General features: G+C 56.5%; 18 protein-coding genes, 1 tRNA gene and 6 pseudogenes. 7 read left to right on the plus strand and 18 right to left on the minus strand.

From position 1 onward, the window contains the following. Positions 1–34: 34 nt before the first annotated feature. From ACIQU2_RS24050 to ACIQU2_RS24060, 3 genes are read right to left on the minus strand one after another with little or no spacing between them, the layout of a single operon-like run. The gene (locus ACIQU2_RS24050) at positions 35–778 is read right to left on the minus strand and encodes a TraX family protein (RefSeq protein WP_403144381.1); all 744 of its coding nucleotides are present in this window, start codon (positions 776–778) and stop codon (positions 35–37) included. Next, complete coding sequence (locus ACIQU2_RS24055) at positions 775–1212, minus strand: YqaA family protein (RefSeq protein WP_347805650.1); 438 nt, start codon at positions 1210–1212, stop codon at positions 775–777. The genes ACIQU2_RS24050 and ACIQU2_RS24055 overlap by 4 nt, the downstream gene beginning before the upstream one ends. 54 nt (positions 1213–1266) lie before the next feature. Beyond that, positions 1267–1566: a metal-sensing transcriptional repressor gene (locus ACIQU2_RS24060; protein WP_069557030.1), complete on the minus strand. Its 300-nt coding sequence runs from the start codon at positions 1564–1566 to the stop codon at positions 1267–1269. A gap of 512 nt (positions 1567–2078) precedes the next feature. On the opposite strand from ACIQU2_RS24060, the gene ACIQU2_RS24065 reads away from it, so the two are divergent. The 3 genes from ACIQU2_RS24065 to ACIQU2_RS24075 all read left to right on the plus strand — a co-directional run bounded on the left by ACIQU2_RS24065 (position 2079) and on the right by ACIQU2_RS24075 (position 3693). Then, entirely contained in the window at positions 2079–2816 is a 738-nt protein-coding gene (locus ACIQU2_RS24065; protein ID WP_347805651.1) for a HupE/UreJ family protein, read from the plus strand. Between the two features lie 12 nt (positions 2817–2828). Further along, positions 2829–3470 (plus strand): transmembrane anchor protein, encoded by a 642-nt coding sequence (locus ACIQU2_RS24070; protein WP_347805652.1) that lies wholly within the window; start codon positions 2829–2831, stop codon positions 3468–3470. 94 nt (positions 3471–3564) lie between these two features. Further along, on the plus strand, positions 3565–3693 hold the full coding sequence (locus ACIQU2_RS24075) for a hypothetical protein (RefSeq protein ID WP_347805653.1): 129 nt from the start codon (positions 3565–3567) through the stop codon (positions 3691–3693). A gap of 41 nt (positions 3694–3734) precedes the next feature. Here ACIQU2_RS24075 and ACIQU2_RS24080 read toward each other — a convergent pair whose 3' ends face one another. Continuing rightward, positions 3735–5576 (minus strand): potassium transporter Kup, encoded by a 1842-nt coding sequence (locus tag ACIQU2_RS24080; RefSeq protein ID WP_347805658.1) that lies wholly within the window; start codon positions 5574–5576, stop codon positions 3735–3737. A 499-nt stretch (positions 5577–6075) separates the two neighbouring features. On the opposite strand from ACIQU2_RS24080, the pseudogene ACIQU2_RS24085 reads away from it, so the two are divergent. Further along, positions 6076–6239, plus strand: a pseudogene (locus tag ACIQU2_RS24085) (site-specific integrase); the annotation flags it as partial. Positions 6240–6351: 112 nt separating this feature from the next. Here the strand turns inward: ACIQU2_RS24085 and ACIQU2_RS24090 are convergent. Continuing rightward, positions 6352–6534 (minus strand): annotated as a pseudogene (locus ACIQU2_RS24090) (methyl-accepting chemotaxis protein); the annotation flags it as partial. Positions 6535–6702: 168 nt separating this feature from the next. On the opposite strand from ACIQU2_RS24090, the pseudogene ACIQU2_RS24095 reads away from it, so the two are divergent. Further along, positions 6703–6966: pseudogene (locus ACIQU2_RS24095) on the plus strand (hypothetical protein); the annotation flags it as partial. Further along, positions 6942–7673, plus strand: a pseudogene (locus ACIQU2_RS24100) (gamma-glutamyltransferase); the annotation flags it as partial. The pseudogenes ACIQU2_RS24095 and ACIQU2_RS24100, both read left to right, overlap by 25 nt. A gap of 303 nt (positions 7674–7976) precedes the next feature. On the opposite strand, the gene arsJ reads toward ACIQU2_RS24100, so the two are convergent. From arsJ to ACIQU2_RS24140, 8 genes and pseudogenes are all read right to left on the minus strand, one after another. Further along, a complete protein-coding gene (arsJ, locus tag ACIQU2_RS24105) occupies positions 7977–9197 on the minus strand; it encodes an organoarsenical effux MFS transporter ArsJ (protein ID WP_403144385.1) in 1221 nt (406 codons plus the stop codon). Between the two features lie 9 nt (positions 9198–9206). Further along, positions 9207–10211, minus strand: coding sequence for an ArsJ-associated glyceraldehyde-3-phosphate dehydrogenase (locus ACIQU2_RS24110; protein ID WP_403144388.1), 1005 nt, complete (start codon positions 10209–10211; stop codon positions 9207–9209). Between the two features lie 23 nt (positions 10212–10234). Then, entirely contained in the window at positions 10235–10447 is a 213-nt protein-coding gene (locus ACIQU2_RS24115) for a protein phosphatase (RefSeq protein WP_403144391.1), read from the minus strand. 12 nt (positions 10448–10459) lie between these two features. After that, positions 10460–11176, minus strand: coding sequence for an arsenical resistance protein ArsH (arsH, locus tag ACIQU2_RS24120; protein WP_282377894.1), 717 nt, complete (start codon positions 11174–11176; stop codon positions 10460–10462). Positions 11177–11204: 28 nt separating this feature from the next. Continuing rightward, positions 11205–11522 (minus strand): annotated as a pseudogene (locus ACIQU2_RS24125) (arsenate reductase ArsC); the annotation flags it as partial. A 27-nt stretch (positions 11523–11549) separates the two neighbouring features. Then, a complete protein-coding gene (locus ACIQU2_RS24130) occupies positions 11550–11921 on the minus strand; it encodes a metalloregulator ArsR/SmtB family transcription factor (protein ID WP_403144394.1) in 372 nt (123 codons plus the stop codon). Between the two features lie 8 nt (positions 11922–11929). Next, a complete protein-coding gene (locus ACIQU2_RS24135; RefSeq protein WP_064676889.1) occupies positions 11930–12343 on the minus strand; it encodes an arsenate reductase ArsC in 414 nt (137 codons plus the stop codon). A 329-nt stretch (positions 12344–12672) separates the two neighbouring features. After that, positions 12673–13098 carry a hypothetical protein gene (locus ACIQU2_RS24140; RefSeq protein WP_403144397.1) on the minus strand — a complete coding sequence of 142 codons (426 nt, stop codon included), beginning with the start codon at positions 13096–13098 and terminating at the stop codon, positions 12673–12675. An 80-nt stretch (positions 13099–13178) separates the two neighbouring features. On the opposite strand from ACIQU2_RS24140, the pseudogene ACIQU2_RS24145 reads away from it, so the two are divergent. Continuing rightward, positions 13179–13888, plus strand: a pseudogene (locus ACIQU2_RS24145) (tyrosine-type recombinase/integrase); the annotation flags it as partial. Between the two features lie 79 nt (positions 13889–13967). On the opposite strand, the gene ACIQU2_RS24150 reads toward ACIQU2_RS24145, so the two are convergent. The 5 genes from ACIQU2_RS24150 to pheS form a co-directional block, all read right to left on the minus strand. Next, a tRNA-Pro gene (locus ACIQU2_RS24150) sits at positions 13968–14044 on the minus strand. Between the two features lie 89 nt (positions 14045–14133). Then, positions 14134–14490: a MerR family transcriptional regulator gene (locus ACIQU2_RS24155; protein ID WP_003179985.1), complete on the minus strand. Its 357-nt coding sequence runs from the start codon at positions 14488–14490 to the stop codon at positions 14134–14136. After that, positions 14471–14773 carry an integration host factor subunit alpha gene (ihfA, locus tag ACIQU2_RS24160; protein WP_002553164.1) on the minus strand — a complete coding sequence of 101 codons (303 nt, stop codon included), beginning with the start codon at positions 14771–14773 and terminating at the stop codon, positions 14471–14473. The genes ACIQU2_RS24155 and ihfA overlap by 20 nt, the downstream gene beginning before the upstream one ends. 3 nt (positions 14774–14776) lie before the next feature. Further along, positions 14777–17158 carry a phenylalanine--tRNA ligase subunit beta gene (gene pheT, locus ACIQU2_RS24165; protein ID WP_403144399.1) on the minus strand — a complete coding sequence of 794 codons (2382 nt, stop codon included), beginning with the start codon at positions 17156–17158 and terminating at the stop codon, positions 14777–14779. A gap of 26 nt (positions 17159–17184) precedes the next feature. Then, a complete protein-coding gene (gene pheS / locus ACIQU2_RS24170) occupies positions 17185–18192 on the minus strand; it encodes a phenylalanine--tRNA ligase subunit alpha (RefSeq protein WP_403144406.1) in 1008 nt (335 codons plus the stop codon). Positions 18193–18234: the final 42 nt, after the last annotated feature.

Raw genomic sequence — 18234 nt, forward strand, 5'->3', positions numbered from 1 at the left:
TTTCTAATATTTACTAGGGCTAGTTGGCGGGCATTCAGACCAGGAATCGAAGGGCTTGCAGAGCGGCAAGGTGCCCCGGATAGAACCAGTAGCCCCATTGCCCGACCGGCCAGACCTTGAAGGAGAAGGTCTGACGCAAAAGCCAGAGTCCGATTAGGGGCGCCGCGAACGCAGTGCTTAAAGCCAGCAAGGAATAAATTTCTAAGTCCATCGCCCTGATAACGATGCTGCTGCGGGTATTGCTTAACAAGCATAGAGCCGCTGGCAGCAACCAAAGAACACCGGGCTTCTTAATCGCTAACAAGACCGCCGCTGGAACAAGTGCTCCGTAGAAGCCATACATCAGTGGATCATCCAGCACATAAGCAATTGTGGTGGCAATTAACGCCATAGCGCCGCTCAACAAGGTGCGATGCTGCCAACCCCAGGCAATCACCAGCCCCAACACCAGCGTAACCAATACGTTGAACGATCCCAAGGTGCTGATGTAGCGATACGGCACTTCTGAAATAACGGCGAACAACAGCATCGAGAGAAGGTAACGACCATTAGCAGGCGTCAGCAGTTCGCCCGATTTAGAACGCGCCACGTTGGCCGCGATAGCGACACAGAACAACGGAAAAGAGAGCCGCCCCGGAATGAACAGAGTGCTCATCTCCGGCCACACTAACCGAAGGTGGTCGATGACCATGGTCAGCATCGCCACCCACTTGATCAGATCCAGGCTGCTGCTTCGGCGCTTGAGCAAGGCATGCTGGGTCGTATGAACAGTTGTCATACCCACCCCAGTGTGACGGCGGCCAGCACGAGATAACGCACGCCCTTGGCCAGGGAGACTATCAGCAGGAAGCTCCAAAGTGGCTCGCGCATGACTCCGGCGACGACTGTCAGCGGATCGCCAATGATCGGCACCCAGCTCAGCAGCAACGACCAGCGCCCGTAGCGCAGGTAGGAATTCCGGGCCTTTTCAAGCTTGCTCTCGCTCACCGGAAACCAGCGCTTGTGGCGCAATCGCTCAATGGAGCGACCGAGAATCCAGTTCAGTGCAGAGCCAAGAACGTTGCCGAGGGTGGCGACCGCCAAGAGCGTTGAAGCGACGTACTGATCGGAAAGCAACATTCCAACCAGTACCGCTTCAGACTGCATCGGCAGCAGCGTGGCGGCACCGAATGCCGCCAGAAACAGACCGACGTAGCTGGTGAGTTCAAACACTCATCTTCACCTTTTGCGTTCAAACCAATCCAGCCGTGGATGGGCATGTCAGACCTAGAGGTACTTGGTGATTTGCTTGAAGGCTTCCAGTGGTGCGCGCTCGCCATTGTTCAACGCCGAGACGGTGTCCTCCAGGCAGTGATCGATGTGATCCTGAATGAGCGTGCGCTTGGCTTGGCACACCGCTTTTTCAACAGCATGCAGCTGCTGGGCGATGTCCACGCACTGACGACCCTCTTCGATCATGGTGATGATGCCGCGTAAATGGCCGTCCGCCCGTTTGAGGCGTTTAATGATCGCCTCGTGACTTTGGTGGGTGTGGGGGTGGCTGTGTTCGTGTTCGTGCTCACTCATGACTTGAGCCTCAGGCCTCAATGAATTACGCTGGCATCCTATCCCCCCTAGGAGGATGGGTCAAACGCATCAAAGCCCTACAAAACGAGTTGAAACCCGCACGCTATGTTCAGCAGAACACTGACAACGACGGTGGTAATCGCGCTTGCTCTCGCCATGTTTGTGGCCTGGGCCGGGCATACCTATACGTTGTCAGTGATGTCGAAACAGCCGGCCTGGGAGATTGCGCAAGACGCTCATCACTCTCATGAAGAGCAAGCTGAGATGTCGTGTGCGAGCTGTTCGGATCACTATCACTCCCCTTTGACCCCTGACCACCAGCACGAAACGCCACAGCTCAGTGCTGTGTTGACTTTGTCTGCGCAGCCGAAGCTGTCCATGCGACTCGAAGCCCCGTCCTATTCCGTTCCTCGTCCGCCGATTTTCTTGATCGAGCGTCCACCCCGTCCTTCGTTCAAATCCTGACCATGGCCGCACTGCGGCCTTTGATCCCCGCAACGTAGGATTGATCTATGCATTCGCACTCGATGAGCGGCGTTGACGCATTTACTGCGCCTTCGCGTCGCCTGCTACTGCTGTTGTTTTTATTTGTCGCGACACTTTTCCTCGCAATGCCCGAGGCGATGGCTCATGCCGTCGCGGAAGGTGACAAGGGGTTCATCCAAGAAAGCTCCGGCGTCATGTTGTTGCCCTTCATCTATATGGGCGCCAAGCACATGATGACGGGCTACGACCACCTGCTGTTTTTGTTCGGAGTGATCTTCTTTCTCTACCGCCTGAAAGACGTGGGGCTCTACGTCACGCTATTCGCTGTAGGCCACTCGGTCACGCTGCTGCTGGGCGTGCTGACCGAGATCAGCATCAGCTCCTACATCATCGACGCCATCATTGGTTTCTCGGTGGTGTACAAGGCGCTCGATAACCTGGGCGCATTCCAGCGCTGGTTCGGTTTCCAACCCAACACCAAGGTGGCCACGCTGATCTTCGGCCTGCTCCATGGTTTCGGTCTGGCCACCAAGATTCAGGAGTACGAGATCTCGCCTGATGGCCTGATTCCCAACCTGCTCGCTTTCAACGTCGGTGTCGAGATCGGCCAATTACTGGCCCTCAGCGCGATTCTCATTTTGATGGGGTATTGGCGGCGCTCCGGCAGTTTCTGGCGCCACGCCTATACCGCCAACGTCGCCATGATGAGTGCCGGCTTCCTCCTGATGGGTTACCAGATCATCGGCCTATTTGTCTCCGCGTAAGGAATTCTGACCATGTTCAATACTCCGCTTCCCACCGTTAATGAATTGCCTAGCACTCGCAAACTCGTGCGTTCGACTGTCATTGCACTGCTGACTGCTGTCGGCCTGTTGGTGACCGTTGTTATGCCCTCGGAATACGCCGTTGATCCAACGGGTGTGGGCCGAGCACTGGGACTGACCCAGATGGGCGAATTGAAGATCACCCTTGCCCAGGAAGCTTTGGCGGATACCGCGCCACCTCAACCAGCAGCTCCAGCTCCAGCTCCGCAGGTTGCTCAAGTCCAACCTATTGCGAAACCTGTTGCTCAACCAGTGGCGACACCTGCCCCTGCTCTGAAGACGAATCAAATGACCGTCACGCTCAAGCCAGGTGAAGGGACAGAAATCAAACTGGAAATGTTGAAGAACAAAACCGTCACATATGAATGGACAACGGCTGGTGGGCCTGTGAACTACGACACCCATGGCGAACCCTACAACGGTGAAAAGGGTTACTTCCACAGCTACACCAAGGGCAAGCAAGTCAAAGGTGACAAAGGTGAATTCACCGCCATTTTTGACGGCACCCACGGTTGGTTTTGGCGTAATCGCAGCAACAACGACGTGACCATCTCACTAAAAACGACTGGCAATTACTTGGGCGTCAAACAGTAGCTCGAAGCAGCGATGGCTGTCCTACTGCCGAAAATGCGGTGCTCAGCCTGAACACAGGCCATTTTATTTCATCCGTTTTATGAAGAGTCTTCCCATGAAAACCCCTACAACTCTGATCCGTTCGATGCTTCTGATCTGCTTCCTCGGCCTGATGACGGCATGCGGCGGCGGTGAAAAAGGCACAACCTCCGAAAGCGCTGAGCACGGCCATGCACACGAGTAACCCCTAAAAAAACAAGGCCGCATTTGCGGCCTTGTTTGTTTCTACATTTCGACCTGTGTGCCCAGCTCAATCACCCGATTCAGCGGCAACTTGAAGTATTTCAAGTTGCTGTTGGCGTTCTTGAGCAAAAACGCGAACAGGCTTTCTCGCCAACGGGCCATACCTATGCGTTTGGTCGGGATCACCGTCTCTCGGCTGAGGAAATAGGTCGTGCGCATCGGACTGAAATCCAGCTCAGCCAAATGACAGAGACTCAACGCCAAGGGGACATCGGGCTCCTCGATAAAACCAAAATGCAGACTGACCCGGAAGAAGCCTTCACCAAAGGCTTCGACCTCGAACCGCCGTTCAGCACTGACGCGAGGGCTGTCTTCAGACACCACGGTGAGCAATACCACTTGCTCATGCAAAACCTGGTTATGCAGCAGGTTGTGCAGCAGCGCATGAGGAACAGCATCCGCCCTGGCCGTCAGAAACACCGCCGTGCCTTGTACGCGATGGGGAGGTTGCGTACGGATGCTGCCGATAAATAGCGGTAGAGGAAGCGCGGTTTCATCCAGCCGCTCAACAACAATCTTCCTGCCCCGCTTCCAGGTCGTCATCAGAATGAACAGGCCGATGCCGGCAATCACCGGGAACGCACCTCCTTGGAAAATCTTCGGCGCATTGGCCGCGAAATACAGGCCGTCTACCAGCAAAAATCCAAACAGCATTGGGATGGCCAGCCAGCGCGGCGTTTTCCATAGCAGCAGGACGACAGCCGAGGACAGGATGGTGGTGATCAGCATGGTCCCCGTCACCGCGACTCCATAGGCTGCGGCCAACGCACTGGACGACTCGAAGCCAATCACCAGCAGCACGACACCGACCATCAACGCCCAGTTAACCGTACCGATATAGATCTGTCCCTGCTCCTGGCTGGAGGTGTGCTGGATAAACATGCGAGGGACATACCCTAGCTGGATGGCCTGGCGAGTCAGGGAGAAAGCACCGGAGATCACGGCTTGAGAAGCGATGATGGTGGCCAGTGTGGAGAGCGCGACCATTGGCAACAGTGCCCAGCCAGGCGCGAGCAGATAAAACGGATTGCGCACCGCCTCCGGGTTCTCCAGGATCAAGGCGCCTTGGCCAAAATAATTGAGTACCAGTCCTGGTAATACCAAAATGAACCAGGCGCGGGAAATGGGCTTGCGACCGAAGTGGCCCATGTCGGCATACAGCGCTTCGGCGCCCGTAAGCGCGAGCACCACTGCACCAAGGATGGCCACACCGATCCCCGGATGAGCGATAAAGAAATGCGCTCCCCAGTATGGGTTGAGCGCTTGCAGTACTTCCGGGCGCTGCAAAATTCCATAGATCCCCAGCGCACCTAGCACGACAAACCACAGCACCATCACTGGGCCGAACAGGATACCGATGCGAGCCGTGCCGTGCTTTTGGATCAAGAACAGCGCCACCAGCACGATCACTGACAAGGGCACAACCCAGTGCTCTATTCCGTCAAACGCCAGCTGTAGTCCTTCAACCGCAGAGAGTACCGAAATGGCCGGGGTGATCATGCTGTCCCCGTAAAAAAGTGCCGCACCGAACAAACCAAGCAGTACCAGTACTTTACTCATGTACGGATAAGGGGCGGCCGCCCGACGGGCCAATGCCGTCAGCGCCATGATGCCGCCTTCGCCCTGGTTGTTGGCGCGAAGGATGAACAGCACGTACTTGATCGAGACCACCCAAATCAGTGACCAGAAGATCAACGACAGAATGCCCAGCACGCCATCGTGGTTGGCCTGGACACCGTAGTGACCGGCAAACACTTCCTTAAGCGTGTACAGGGGGCTGGTGCCAATATCTCCGTACACCACCCCAACAGCAGCGACGAGCAGTCCTACCGCTGAAGTTTTGCGATGGGGTTCTTCAATTGCATGGGGCGCTGTTTCGCTCACTTTATACGTCTCGAATATTGAGGGCCGAAAACGCATTCCGTGAGATTTCAAGGCCGTTGTGGACTTCACTGAAACTGCCATCAGATTCAAATGAGTAATAAAGACAGTAGTCCTTGCACAGCCAAGTGTTCACTCTTTCTGAAGGGCCTGCGACCGACTCGCACCACCTTCTGCTCCCCTGAAAACAGCATTGATCAGTCCAAGGAAATCTTGTGGGAAAAACCGAAGAAGTTGAGGGTTGCGAGGCATAAAAGCACTGTCAATTTTGCCGGCCAGTATCGTTGCGAGTAACAAAACCCATCGTAAAAAAAACGTAAATTTTTTGCGCCTTACCCATATGGAGGCTGCCAAACAAGACATCAATTCAAGCGAACGCAGTGAGGATTCCACCTAGAGCCATTCGTTTTGCGGGGGGAAAAAGTAGGGGGGAGTCTATTTTGTGGCCAAAATTACCATCAAGGAACTCGAGTCGCTGACCGCCAACGATGCCGGCCGAATCCTCAGGGAGGATGGCAATCTGACTGGTCGAATCTCAGTCCGTAAGGACGGTGTGTCGGTCAGCTTTTCTATCGGTATCCGTGGGGCGATCGCGATAGCGCGTATTTCTTCCATATGAACAACCTCGGTGAATTTGCACCGGAGTTACTAATGTTGCGTCATACCGAAAAGCGCGACACAAGACCGTTGAGCGACACTGCCAATCGAGACAGTTCCCGACGAGTTGTTCGATCTCTTGGGTTGAACGCTGGGTTCGGTGGGCCAAACCACGAACTTCGTCGGCGACCACGGCAAAACCACGCCCTGCTTCCCCTGCCCTGGCGGCCTCGATGGCCGCGTTGAGTGCCAGGAGGTTGGTTTGATCGGCCACCGAGCGAATGACGTCGAGCACCTGGCTGATGTCACGAACGCGTCCTACCAAATCCTCCACCTCGCCGGCGGTAGTCGTTACGCCGGTGATCAGTTCGCCGATGGCATCGACTGTACGCAGAACCTGCTGTCGACCGAGCTGAGCGGTCTGATCCGATTCGCGTATGGCATCGGAAGTAGAGATGGCATTGCGTGCAACATCTTCGGCGGCACCGGTCATTTCATTGATGGCCGTCGCAGCCGCTCGCCCTTCGCCCGGAAGCTCTTCGCCAACAAAGGTGCGGTACTGGGCGCGGCGGTGTTACTGCTGTTTGTCCTTGCGGCCGCGTTCGCGCCGTGGATCGCGCCGTTTGATCCTGTGAAACCTAACTTCCTGGCAGTGCGTAAGGCGCCGTCGCTGATCTACTGGCTGGGCACCGATGAACTTGGGCGCGACCTGAGGGCATCGCGACTCTGGCAGGCCTGACCATGCTCGAAGCGCTGGGCATCGGGGAGCACCCGGTGGACAGCCTGGAAACCGTGCACCCGGTGCTGGAAGCGATGAAACTGGCCCTCGCCGATCTGAACGAGCATGTTGCGGACAACGAGAACATGCGTTTGAGCAGCGAACACTTGTTGGATGTTTCTTACCTGATGGACCGCGCCGGGCTGGTGGGCGAACAGGCCGCCAACCCCGGCCATGGCTCACCAAAACCCGGTGGCACGGTGTACCTGTCGACTGCCGACGAGAGCGGCATGATGGTTTCGTCCATTCAGTCCAACTACATGGGCTTCGGATCAGGCGTAGTCGTGCCCGGCACCGGTATCAGCCTGCAAAACCGTGGCGCCGGGTTCTCTCTGGACCCGCAGCACGTGAACGTCGTCGCACCGCGCAAACGCCCGTTCCACACCATCATTCCCGGCTTTGTGATGAACGCTGACGGCACACCGTTGATATCGTTCGGGTTAATGGGTGACCCAAGGAGGATCGAGTCAGGACTTAAAGTCGCAGTGGAGCGCTCATTCGATCCTCAGGTCGTCGAAGCCCTGCGCGCCAAAGGCCATGATGTCGTCGTCGAAGCGCCCAGAGGCGTCTTCGCCTTCGGCGGTACACAGATCATCCAGCGCACGGCCCACGGTTATGTCGGCGGCACCGACCCGCGCAAAGACGGGTTGGTGGCTGCTTTTTAATTCAATAAGCCATCCGACCCCGCTGGACGGTCAACCGATGCGCAACGCGCGCAGATCCGGATGAAAGTCCAGCGGGGGCACCCGTAGTAACCTTCGGTGATCGGCTTGCTCATGCTCTACAGACCTTCGCTGATGCCGTCCGACCCATGATGTTGTTTTAACCGCAGATCGCCAGTTGTGTGATCTCTGGGCAAATGTTCGATCATCTGCGCGCTGCCCTGCAGTTCACTCATCAATGCATGCGACCCGCTAAGGCTCAGGCCAATGACTGCATCGACCGGCTGAATCCACAGCCAAAAGCAGTCATTCACTAAGCGCGTGACGAGGCAATGCAATTGAAATTAAAGCTGCGAGCAGCACGAATGCACTCGATATCCATAAGCACGCTTCCAGTCCATACACCTGATAAACCCAACCGGAAAGCACCGTGCCGATCAGACGACCCATGGCGTTCGACATGTAATAAAAACCGACATCCAGCGACACGCCGTCTTCCTTGGCGTAGGAGACAATCAGGTAGCTGTGCAGCGACGAATTCACCGCGAACAGCGCGCCAAAGACCATTAACCCGCCGAGCAGCACCACCGGTTGTGACACCTCGGTGTTCAGCCCGAGAGCGATTGCCGCAGGCAGGCCCGTCAGTGCAAGTGCCCACAGAAACGCCGCACGACCATCCGGTACATGACCACGTTTCTTTCCGGTGATGTAGGGCGCGAAGGACTGCACGATGCCGTAGCCAATCACCCAGACTGCAAGGAAGCCTCCAACCTTCCAGAAGTCCCAGCCGAAGATACTGCTCAGGTAAACCGGCAAGGCCACCACGAACCAGACATCGCGGGCACCGAACAGGAACATCCGCGCCGCTGAGAGGATATTGATCGCCCGGCTCTTGGACAGGATGTCGCGAAACCTGGGCTTGGCTTTCGCTTTGCCCAGGTCCTTCTTCAACAGGATCAAGCTGCTGATCCAGATCAGCGCCAGGACACCCGCCATGACCAGCAAGGCGCCTTTGAAGCCGATCAGTGCCAGCAAGGCTCCGCCAAAAAAGAAGCCGACACCCTTGAGTGCGTTCTTCGAGCCGGTGAGAATCGCCACCCACTTGTAGAGCTTGCCCTGCTGCCCATCAGGAACCAGAAGCTTGATGGAGCTTTTGGCACTCATCTTGTTCAGGTCTTTGGCAATCCCCGACAGCGCCTGAGCGCCCATCACCCATGGGATGGTTAGCCAGGCCACCGGAACCGTCAGCATCAGCAGCGCCGCAACCTGGAGGCCCAGCCCGATGTTCATGGTTCGGTTCAGACCCAGCCGAGCGCCGAGGTAACCCCCCACCAGGTTGGTGATCACGCCAAAGAGTTCGTAGAACAGAAACAATGCCGCGATTTGAAGTGGGCTGTAGCCCAACGCGTGAAAGTGCAGCACCACCAACATGCGCAAAGCGCCGTCGGTGAGGGTGAAGGCCCAGTAGTTGCCCGTCACGAGCAGGTACTGCCGCACTTCCGGAGCGAGGGCTGGCAACGCTTTCATGACCGCTCCTTAGACTGCCAAACCAACCATTTTGGCCAGTTCGACGGTGCGGTTGGCGTAGCCCCATTCGTTGTCGTACCAGGCATAGAGTTTGACTTGGGTGCCGTTGATGACCATGGTCGACAGCGCATCAATGATCGACGAGCGCGGGTCGGTACGGTAGTCGATGGACACCAATGGACGCTCCTCGAAACCGAGGATGTCTTTCAGCTCGTTCTCGGAAGCGTCCTTGAGGAACTGATTCACCTCTTCAACAGTGGTGGCACGCTCGACCTCGAAAACACAATCGGTCAGCGAAGCGTTGGCCAGCGGCACGCGTACGGCGTGACCATTCAGGCGCCCACGCAGCTCCGGGAAGATTTCGGCAATGGCGGTGGCCGAGCCGGTACTGGTTGGAATTAGGCTCATGCCTGAAGCGCGCGCACGGCGCAGATCCTTGTGGGGCTGATCGAGAATGCTTTGGGTGTTGGTCAGGTCGTGGATGGTGGTGATCGAACCATGGCGAATGCCCAGCTTCTCGTGGATGACTTTCACCACTGGCGCCAGACAGTTGGTGGTGCATGAGGCCGCCGTGACGATGCGATGTTCCGCCGCATTGAACAGCTGATGGTTAACGCCCATGACGATGTTCAGCGCGCCTTTTTCCTTCACGGGGGCGCTGACCACTACGCGCTTCACGCCTTGGTCGAGGTAAGCCTGAAGCACCGCGACGGTCTTCATCTTGCCGCTGGCTTCAATCACCAGATCGCAGCCCGACCAATCAGTGTCGGCAATTGCCTTGTTGGCCGTTACCTTGATTCGTTTGCCGTCGATGACGATGCTATCGCCCTCGGAGTCGGCCTGGTAATTCCAACGACCATGCACCGAGTCGAAGTTCAACAGGTGCGCATGAGTCGCCGCGTCACCAGCTGGATCATTGATCTGCACGAATTCGAACTCTGGCCAGCTCCAGGCTGCTCGCAAAGCGAGGCGACCGATCCGACCAAAACCATTGATGCCAACTTTAATAGTCATGTTGTTGTGCTCTGTATCTGCTGTCAGTGGGAGTTCGACTGCTTGTCGAACTGGCCGATGTATTCGATATGGGCAGGATGCTGAATGGCGCGCGGACGCAACGCCGGTGCCCCCGCATCCTTGAGGGTTTGCACCGCGTCGAAAGGCTTGGTGCCCTTCGTGCCTGGGCACGGGGTGAAGATCAATTGGCCACTGAATTGTGTCAGGGGTAGTACGGAATATGGGTGTTGTGGCACGGTGAAAAATCCTCAGATTGAGCGCTGATTGACACGTTTCATGAGTTCTTCCGCTGACTCTTTGCGCTCGGAATAACGATCAACCAGATAGTCCTGGCGGTCACGAAGCAGCAGTGTGAATTTCACTAACTCTTCCATCACATCAACGACACGGTCGTAGAACGGAGAAGGCTTCATCCGGCCGTTGTCGTCGAATTCCATATAGGCCTTCGGCACGGAGGATTGGTTCGGGATGGTGAACATGCGCATCCAACGTCCCAGCACTCGCAGCTGATTAACCACGTTGAACGACTGCGAGCCACCGCACACCTGCATGACGGCAAGGGTTTTGCCTTGGGTCGGGCGTACTGCGCCCATCGCGAGTGGCACCCAATCGATCTGAGCCTTGAAGACCGCGCTCATGGAGCCGTGACGTTCTGGAGAGCACCAGACCTGCCCCTCGGACCACAGCATCAGCTCGCGCAGTTCCTTAACTCGTGGGTGATCATCAGGGGCGTCATCTGGCAGCGGCAAACCTGACGGATTGAAAATCCGCGCCTCGGCGCCGAAGTGCTCCAGCAGTCGAGCGGCCTCCTCTACCATCAGGCGACTGAAGGAGCGCTCACGGGTCGATCCGTACAGCAGCAAAATGCGCGGCTTATGGATGGAGGTCTTTTCGATACCTAGTTTGTCTGTCGATGGGAGATCAACCAGTTCGGTATCGAGTTGGGGGATAGGGTCATCAAACATAGTCTTTGTCCTGCGCAACGGCGCTCTTGGATTCATCGAACCAGCCGCGTTTCGCCTTAACGGCCGGCAAAAAAAACACCGGGCAGGCTTCACCGGCTGCCTTGTCGCACACCGTGATGACGAAATCAGGTACCAAGTTCACATGGACATCGCAGGACTTACTGAACAGCCCCAGCGTCGAGATACCAGCGTTTTCCAAAGTCTTGAGACTCAGCGGATGCACTTCGCCTTTGGGTTGACTGCCAGCGCTGTAGGCTTTCATGCCTTCCGGTGCCAAGTGATTGAAGACCGCTTCACAAAGGATGCTGCGGCAGCTATTGGCAGTGCAGAGAAACAGGATTTTCATCGAGCGATCTCGTAGTCTAAGACGGAATCAGGCGATTTTGCTTTCACAGCACACGGCTGCACATTCAGGACGGTCACCCATTTCATCAAGGCGTTTGGCATCAGGGCTCAACCAGTGCTTGTTGCTTTCCAGCACGGTGGTCAGCACTTGATGAACCCAGTCAGGGAGATTCGGGTGCAGTCGGTAATAAACCCATTGGCCTTGCCGACGGTCCGACAACAGGCCGCAAGTACGCAGTTGCGCCAGGTGCCTGGAAATTTTTGGCTGACTCTCGTTCAACGCGCAGGTCAGCTCGCAAACACAAAGCTCTCCTTCACGGGTGATGAGCATCATCGTGCGGACCCGAGTGTCGTCGGCCAGGCATTTGAAAACAGTGGTCGGTGTCAGATGGTCTGCCATATCGGTTCTCAGTGTTTGTTTTTGACCAAGACGAACATCTTGATGCGCTCATGAATTTCGTGAAGGGTGTGACGGAAGGCATCGGGTTTGATGCTGGTCACCGGATCTTCAAAACTCCAGGCCAATGCCTCACCTGCTCCTGGTAAAGACAGGCATTCCGCTGCGGCTTTATCACACAAGGTGATGACGTAATCGAAACGCTCACCACGGAACTCGTCTATCGACTTGCTACGTAATCCTTCGGTGCTCACACCGATGTGTGAAAGCGCCTCAAAGGTGCGCGGATCTACCTGAGTCGGAGTTGTGCCTGCGCTGAACGCCTCGAAATGCTCTGAGTCGGTATGCCTCAGCAACGCTTGGGCCAACTGGGAGCGTGCAGCGTTGGCGGTACAGACGAACAGGACACGGGCTTTGCTGGTCATTGTGAAGCCTCAGCTCACATACGGCGTAACGAATATATGTTTTTCCGTATACAAGGTAAAGATCCAACGACACATTAATCCATCAAAACGATTGGACTCCGCCGACCACCTTCAATGAAAGCCCTGTATTACGGCGTTAGCCAGGTAAATCGCCTTCCGTGCCTCTTCAAATATCTGCAGCAGTGTATATATGGTTTCTGTAATGAACCTGTCACTCACGCAGAAATAGGTCGCTCCTTGGTTCAAGGACTACCTGGACATGCAGAAGAAAGTAAGAAGGTCGCCCCTAACCCGCCCCGGTCATCGAGGGCGGGGTCGGTTGCTGCGCACTAGGCTTTGCAACAACCCGGCGAGGTACGAGGCGCGGCCTCAAGGATTGTCTCTCCGGCGCCACAACAAGACCTCTGACTTGCCGAAGCCTTCAAGCGATCATCGACTTCATCGAAATCCGAATTGCAAATGCCAGTTTCCGGGAGGACCAGCTCAACCCTTTTGGCCGCATCCCAATCACCCGCCAGCGCCGCGACGACAGAGCGAACTTGCTCATACCCAGTCATCAACAAGAACGTAGGCGCCCGACCATAGCTCCTCATCCCAACAATGAACAAACCTTCCTCAGGATGGGCCAGCTCTACCGCACCATGGGGTCTGACCGTACCGCAACTGTGCTCGTTGGGATCGATCATTGGAGCGAGCAACACTGCGCTTTGGGTTGCGGGATCAAGGGCGATACGCAGCTCTGCGAGCAGGCTCATGTAGGGGCGGAATCCAGTCGTCACAATGAGTTCGTCCACAGGTGGAAGTAGCTGCTCTCCCATCTTCACGACCAGCCCTTGAGCGCAGGCCGTGGCTGGATAGCGTGCCGATGCTCACGAAACTGGAAGAGAAGAAGTCGAGCCGCAAGCCGTACCCGATGTCGTGGCCGGAGCAATCGATTCTTTTTCGGGGAGTTGCCGGCCCACCTGCAAACGATGGCGTTGTTCAAAGTGAACACCGGCCCCCGGGAGCAGGAGGTTTGCAAACTGCGATGGGATTGGGAGATTTCGGTGCCAGAGCTCGGGACCAGCGTGTTTCTGATTCCGGCTGATTTTGGCGGCAGACACGAACGGTCTGGAGTGAAGAACGGTGACGAGCGACTGGTCGTGCTCAACAACGTAGCTAAGTCGATCATCGAGAAACAACGCGGCGTGAGCAAGGAATGGGTTTTCCCTTACAACGGCACCCGATGCATCGAATGAATGACACGGCTTGGAAGAAGGCTCGGGTGAGAGCGGCGAAGCTCTGGCAGGAGGAAAACCTTCGCCCCGCTCACCCAGGTTATGCATCCATAAGGATCCATGACCTCAAACACACATTTGGCCGTCGGCTGCGCGCAGCTGGCGTAACCGAGGAAGACCGTAAGACTCTTCTTGGCCACAAGAACGGCAGCATCACCAGTCACTACTCCGGCGCTGAGCTCGGGCATCTGATTGAAGCTGCGAACATGGTATCTGCAACCGATTCGCGTGGACCGGTCTGACAATTTTGAAGAGGAAGCAGGCGTGAAAAATAGAGAAGTCACGCAAAAGTCACGCACATGAAAAAGGCCAGTGCTGTGAACACTGGCCTAAGTCATTGAACTATATGGTCGGGACGGAGTGATTCGAACACTCGACCCCTAGCACCCCATGCTAGTGCGCTACCGGACTGCGCTACGCCCCGACTAGGCGTTAAATCCGTTCCTCTTCTCGAAGAACGCTCAAGAATATATCGCAAGCTTTTGAAAACTGGAAGTATTTAAAAGCAGGAGTTTATTTCTTGAGTACCACCAGAACATCCTCCAGCTCGGCGATCATCTGGCGGATCATTTGCTTGTATTGGGTCGTGTCGTCTTTGGCTTCATCGCCTGACAAACGCAGGCGTGCACCACCGATGGTGAACCCCTGATCATAAAGAAGCGCGCGGATCTGCCGGATCATCAGTACGTCTTGTCGCTGATAATACCGGCGGTTTCCGCGGCGTTTGACGGGATTGAGTTGAGGAAACTCCTGCTCCCAGTAACGCAGCACGTGCGGTTTTACCGCACACAGCTCGCTGACTTCACCAATGGTGAAGTAGCGTTTGCCTGGGATGACGGGTAGTTCGTCGTTATGACTTGGTTCCAGCATAAGCCTCAACTCGGGCCTTCAACTTCTGCCCTGGACGAAAGGTGACCACACGGCGAGCCGTGATCGGGATTTCTTCACCCGTTTTCGGATTGCGGCCAGGCCGCTGGCGTTTGTCCCGAAGGTCGAAATTGCCGAAACCGGACAATTTGACTTGTTCGTTGTCTTCAAGAGCGTGCCTGATTTCTTCAAAAAACAGTTCGACCAATTCCTTGGCTTCCCGTTTATTCAGGCCCAGCTCTTCATACAGACGTTCCGCCATCTCAGCTTTCGTCAGAGCCCCCATACGTCACTTCCTTAACGTGGCGTTCAACCTTTGTTCGAGCGAGGTGAGGATGTTTTGCGTCGTGGTATTCACCTCATCGTCATTAAGAGTGCGCGATGGATGCTGCCAGGTCAAGCCGACTGCAAGGCTTTTTCTATCAGGATCAATGCCTTTACCCTGATACACGTCAAATAGCCTGAGGTCTGTCAGCCATTCGCCTGCATTTTCACGGATTACGTCCAGTACAGCACTGGCCGCGACGTCCTTGGCCGCAATCAGTGCCAGGTCACGACGCACTTCAGGAAAACGCGATAACTCCTGGAATTTAGGCATTTTACCCAATGCCACTTCGGCCAGAACCAGCTCGAAAACGAAGACCGGACGGTCGAGAGCGAGGGTTTTCGACAATTCAGGGTGAATAGCGCCGACGAAACCGACCAAGCGACCTTCACGTTCGATGCGTGCGGTTTGACCCGGGTGCAACGCAGGGTGTTTGCCCGGTACGAAAGTGAACGAATCCAGTGCACCGGCAAAGCCGAGCACCGCTTCTACGTCGGCTTTGACGTCGAAGAAGTCCACGACATCGCGACCTTGCGCCCAGCCTTCCGGCAGGCGGCTACCGCAAACAACACCCGCCAGCATCGGCTCTTGCTTCAGATCTTCCAGCTGACCGACAAAACGCAGGCCGCTTTCGAACAAACGAACGCGATCCTGTTGACGGTTCAGGTTGTGCTGGAGCGCCTTCACCAGACCCGGCCACAAGGACGAGCGCATGGCCGCCATGTCGTTCGAGATCGGGTTGGCCAGCAGCAGCGGTTCGACCCCCGGATTAAACAACTCGAATTGTTTCGGATCGATGAAGCTGTAGGTGATCGCTTCCTGGTAACCACGAGCCACCAGCAGGCGACGCAGCTCAGGCAGATCGCTACGCGCTTCAGCCTTGGCCTGCGGCGCCAGACGAGCTTGCGGGTAGCGAACCGGCAGACGGTTGTAACCATACAGACGAGCCAGCTCTTCGATCAGATCGACTTCCAGGCTGATGTCAAAGCGATGGCTTGGAACTTCAACGCGCCACTGCCCTGCCCCATCGGCAGAAATCTTCAGACCCAAGCCGCTGAGCAGTTGCTCGACGTCGGTCGAATCCATTTCCATACCCAGCATCTGAGTGATGCGTTGCGCACGCAGAGTAACCGGCGCAATCGACGGCAAGTGCTGCTCGTTGACGGTTTCGATAATCGGGCCAGCTTCGCCGCCAGTGATTTCCAGCAGCAGGCCAGTGGCACGCTCCATGGCTTCACGGGCCAGTTGCCAGTCCACGCCACGCTCGTAGCGGTGCGAAGCGTCGGTGTGCAGGCCGTAGGAACGAGCCTTGCCGGCGACGGCAATCTGATCGAAAAACGCGCTTTCCAGGAAAATATCACGAGTGGTCGCGGTGTTGACGCCACTGTGCTCGCCACCCATGACGCCGGCGATGGCCAGGGCGCGGGTGTGGTCGGCAATCACCAGCGTATCGCTACGCAGGCTGACTTCCTGACCGTCGAGCAGAACCAGCTTCTCGCCTTCTTCGGCCATGCGTACGCGGATGCCGCCATTGATTTCGGCGAGATCGAACGCGTGCAGCGGTTGACCCAGCTCCAGCATCACGTAGTTGGTGATATCGACGGCAGCGTCGATGCTGCGCACGTCGCCACGACGCAAGCGCTCGACCATCCACAGCGGCGTCGGCCTGGAAAGGTCAACGTTACGGATCACACGACCCAGGTAACGCGGGCAAGCGGCTGGTGCCAGCACTTCGATCGAACGCACTTCATCGTGTACAGCTGGAACGACAGCAACCACCGGACGGGTGACTTCAGCGGCATACAGCGCGCCGACTTCACGGGCCAGGCCGGCCAGGGACAGGCAGTCGCCGCGGTTCGGGGTCAGGTCGACCTCGATGCTGGCATCGTCCAGGCTCAGGTACTCACGAATGTCCTGACCGACCGGCGCATCGGCTGGCAATTCCATCAGGCCATCGTTGCCTTCGCCGACTTGCAGCTCGGCTTGCGAGCACAGCATGCCGTTGGACTCAACGCCGCGCAGTTTGGCTTTCTTAATCTTGAAATCGCCTGGTAGTTCGGCACCGATCATGGCGAACGGGATCTTCAGACCCGGGCGCACGTTAGGCGCACCGCAAACGACCTGGAAGGTCTCCGAGCCATTGCTGACCTGGCAAACGCGCAACTTGTCAGCGTCCGGGTGCTGTTCGGTGCTCAGCACCTCGCCCACCACCACACCGGTGAATTCGCCGGCGGCCAGCGTAACGCTATCGACCTCAAGACCGGCCATCGACAGACGAGCAACCAGCTCGTCACGACTTACCTGCGGGCTTACCCAGCCACGCAGCCACTGTTCACTGAATTTCATCCTGCTCTCCTAAGAATTCGTTACGACTAGCGAAATTGCGCGAGGAACCGCAAGTCGTTGTCGAAGAACAGACGCAAGTCGTTCACGCCGTAACGCAGCATGGCCAGACGTTCAACACCCATGCCGAAGGCAAAGCCCGAAAACTCTTCCGGGTCGATCCCGGACATGCGCAGCACATTCGGGTGAACCATGCCGCAGCCCATCACTTCCAGCCAGCCAGTCTGCTTGCAGACACGGCAGCCTTTACCGCTGCACATCACGCATTCCATGTCGACTTCAGCGGACGGCTCGGTGAACGGGAAATACGAAGGGCGGAAACGCACGGCCAGTTCTTTTTCGAAGAACACGCGCAGGAACTCTTCGATGGTGCCTTTCAGGTCGGCGAAGTTGATATCACGGTCGACCAGCAGGCCTTCGACCTGGTGGAACATCGGGGAGTGGGTGATATCGGAGTCGCTACGGTACACACGGCCTGGGCAGACGATGCGGATCGGCGGCTGTTTCGATTCCATGGTGCGGACCTGTACCGGCGAGGTATGGGTGCGCAGCAACATGTTGGCATTGAAATAGAAGGTGTCATGCATCGACCGGGCCGGGTGATGGCCTGGGATGTTGAGTGCTTCGAAGTTGTGATAGTCGTCTTCGACCTCAGGGCCTTCGGCAATGCCGTAGCCGATGTGAGTGAAGAACTGTTCGATACGTTCCAGAGTGCGAGTAACCGGATGCAGACCACCCGAGGTCTGGCCACGGCCAGGTAGGGTCACGTCAATGGACTCGGCGGACAGTTTGGCGGCCAGGTCGGCCTCTTCAAACAGTGCCTTGCGCGCATTGAGAACCTCTGTGACACGCTCCTTGGCAACGTTGATCAGGGCGCCCACTTGCGGACGCTCTTCTGCCGGCAAATTCCCCAGGGTCTTCATCACCTGAGTCAATTCACCCTTTTTGCCAAGGTAGTGAACCCGGTTTTGCTCCAGGGCATTGATATCTTCATCGGTTGTCTCAGCCTCTAGTGCTTGAGAGTCGAGCGCATCCAGGTTTTACATGTACAGACTCCTGATACATAATAGGGGTTGTGT

Origin of the sequence: Pseudomonas sp. NPDC098740 (assembly GCF_044760065.1) — a bacterium.
Classification (GTDB): Bacteria; Pseudomonadota; Gammaproteobacteria; order Pseudomonadales; family Pseudomonadaceae; genus Aquipseudomonas; species Aquipseudomonas rossensis.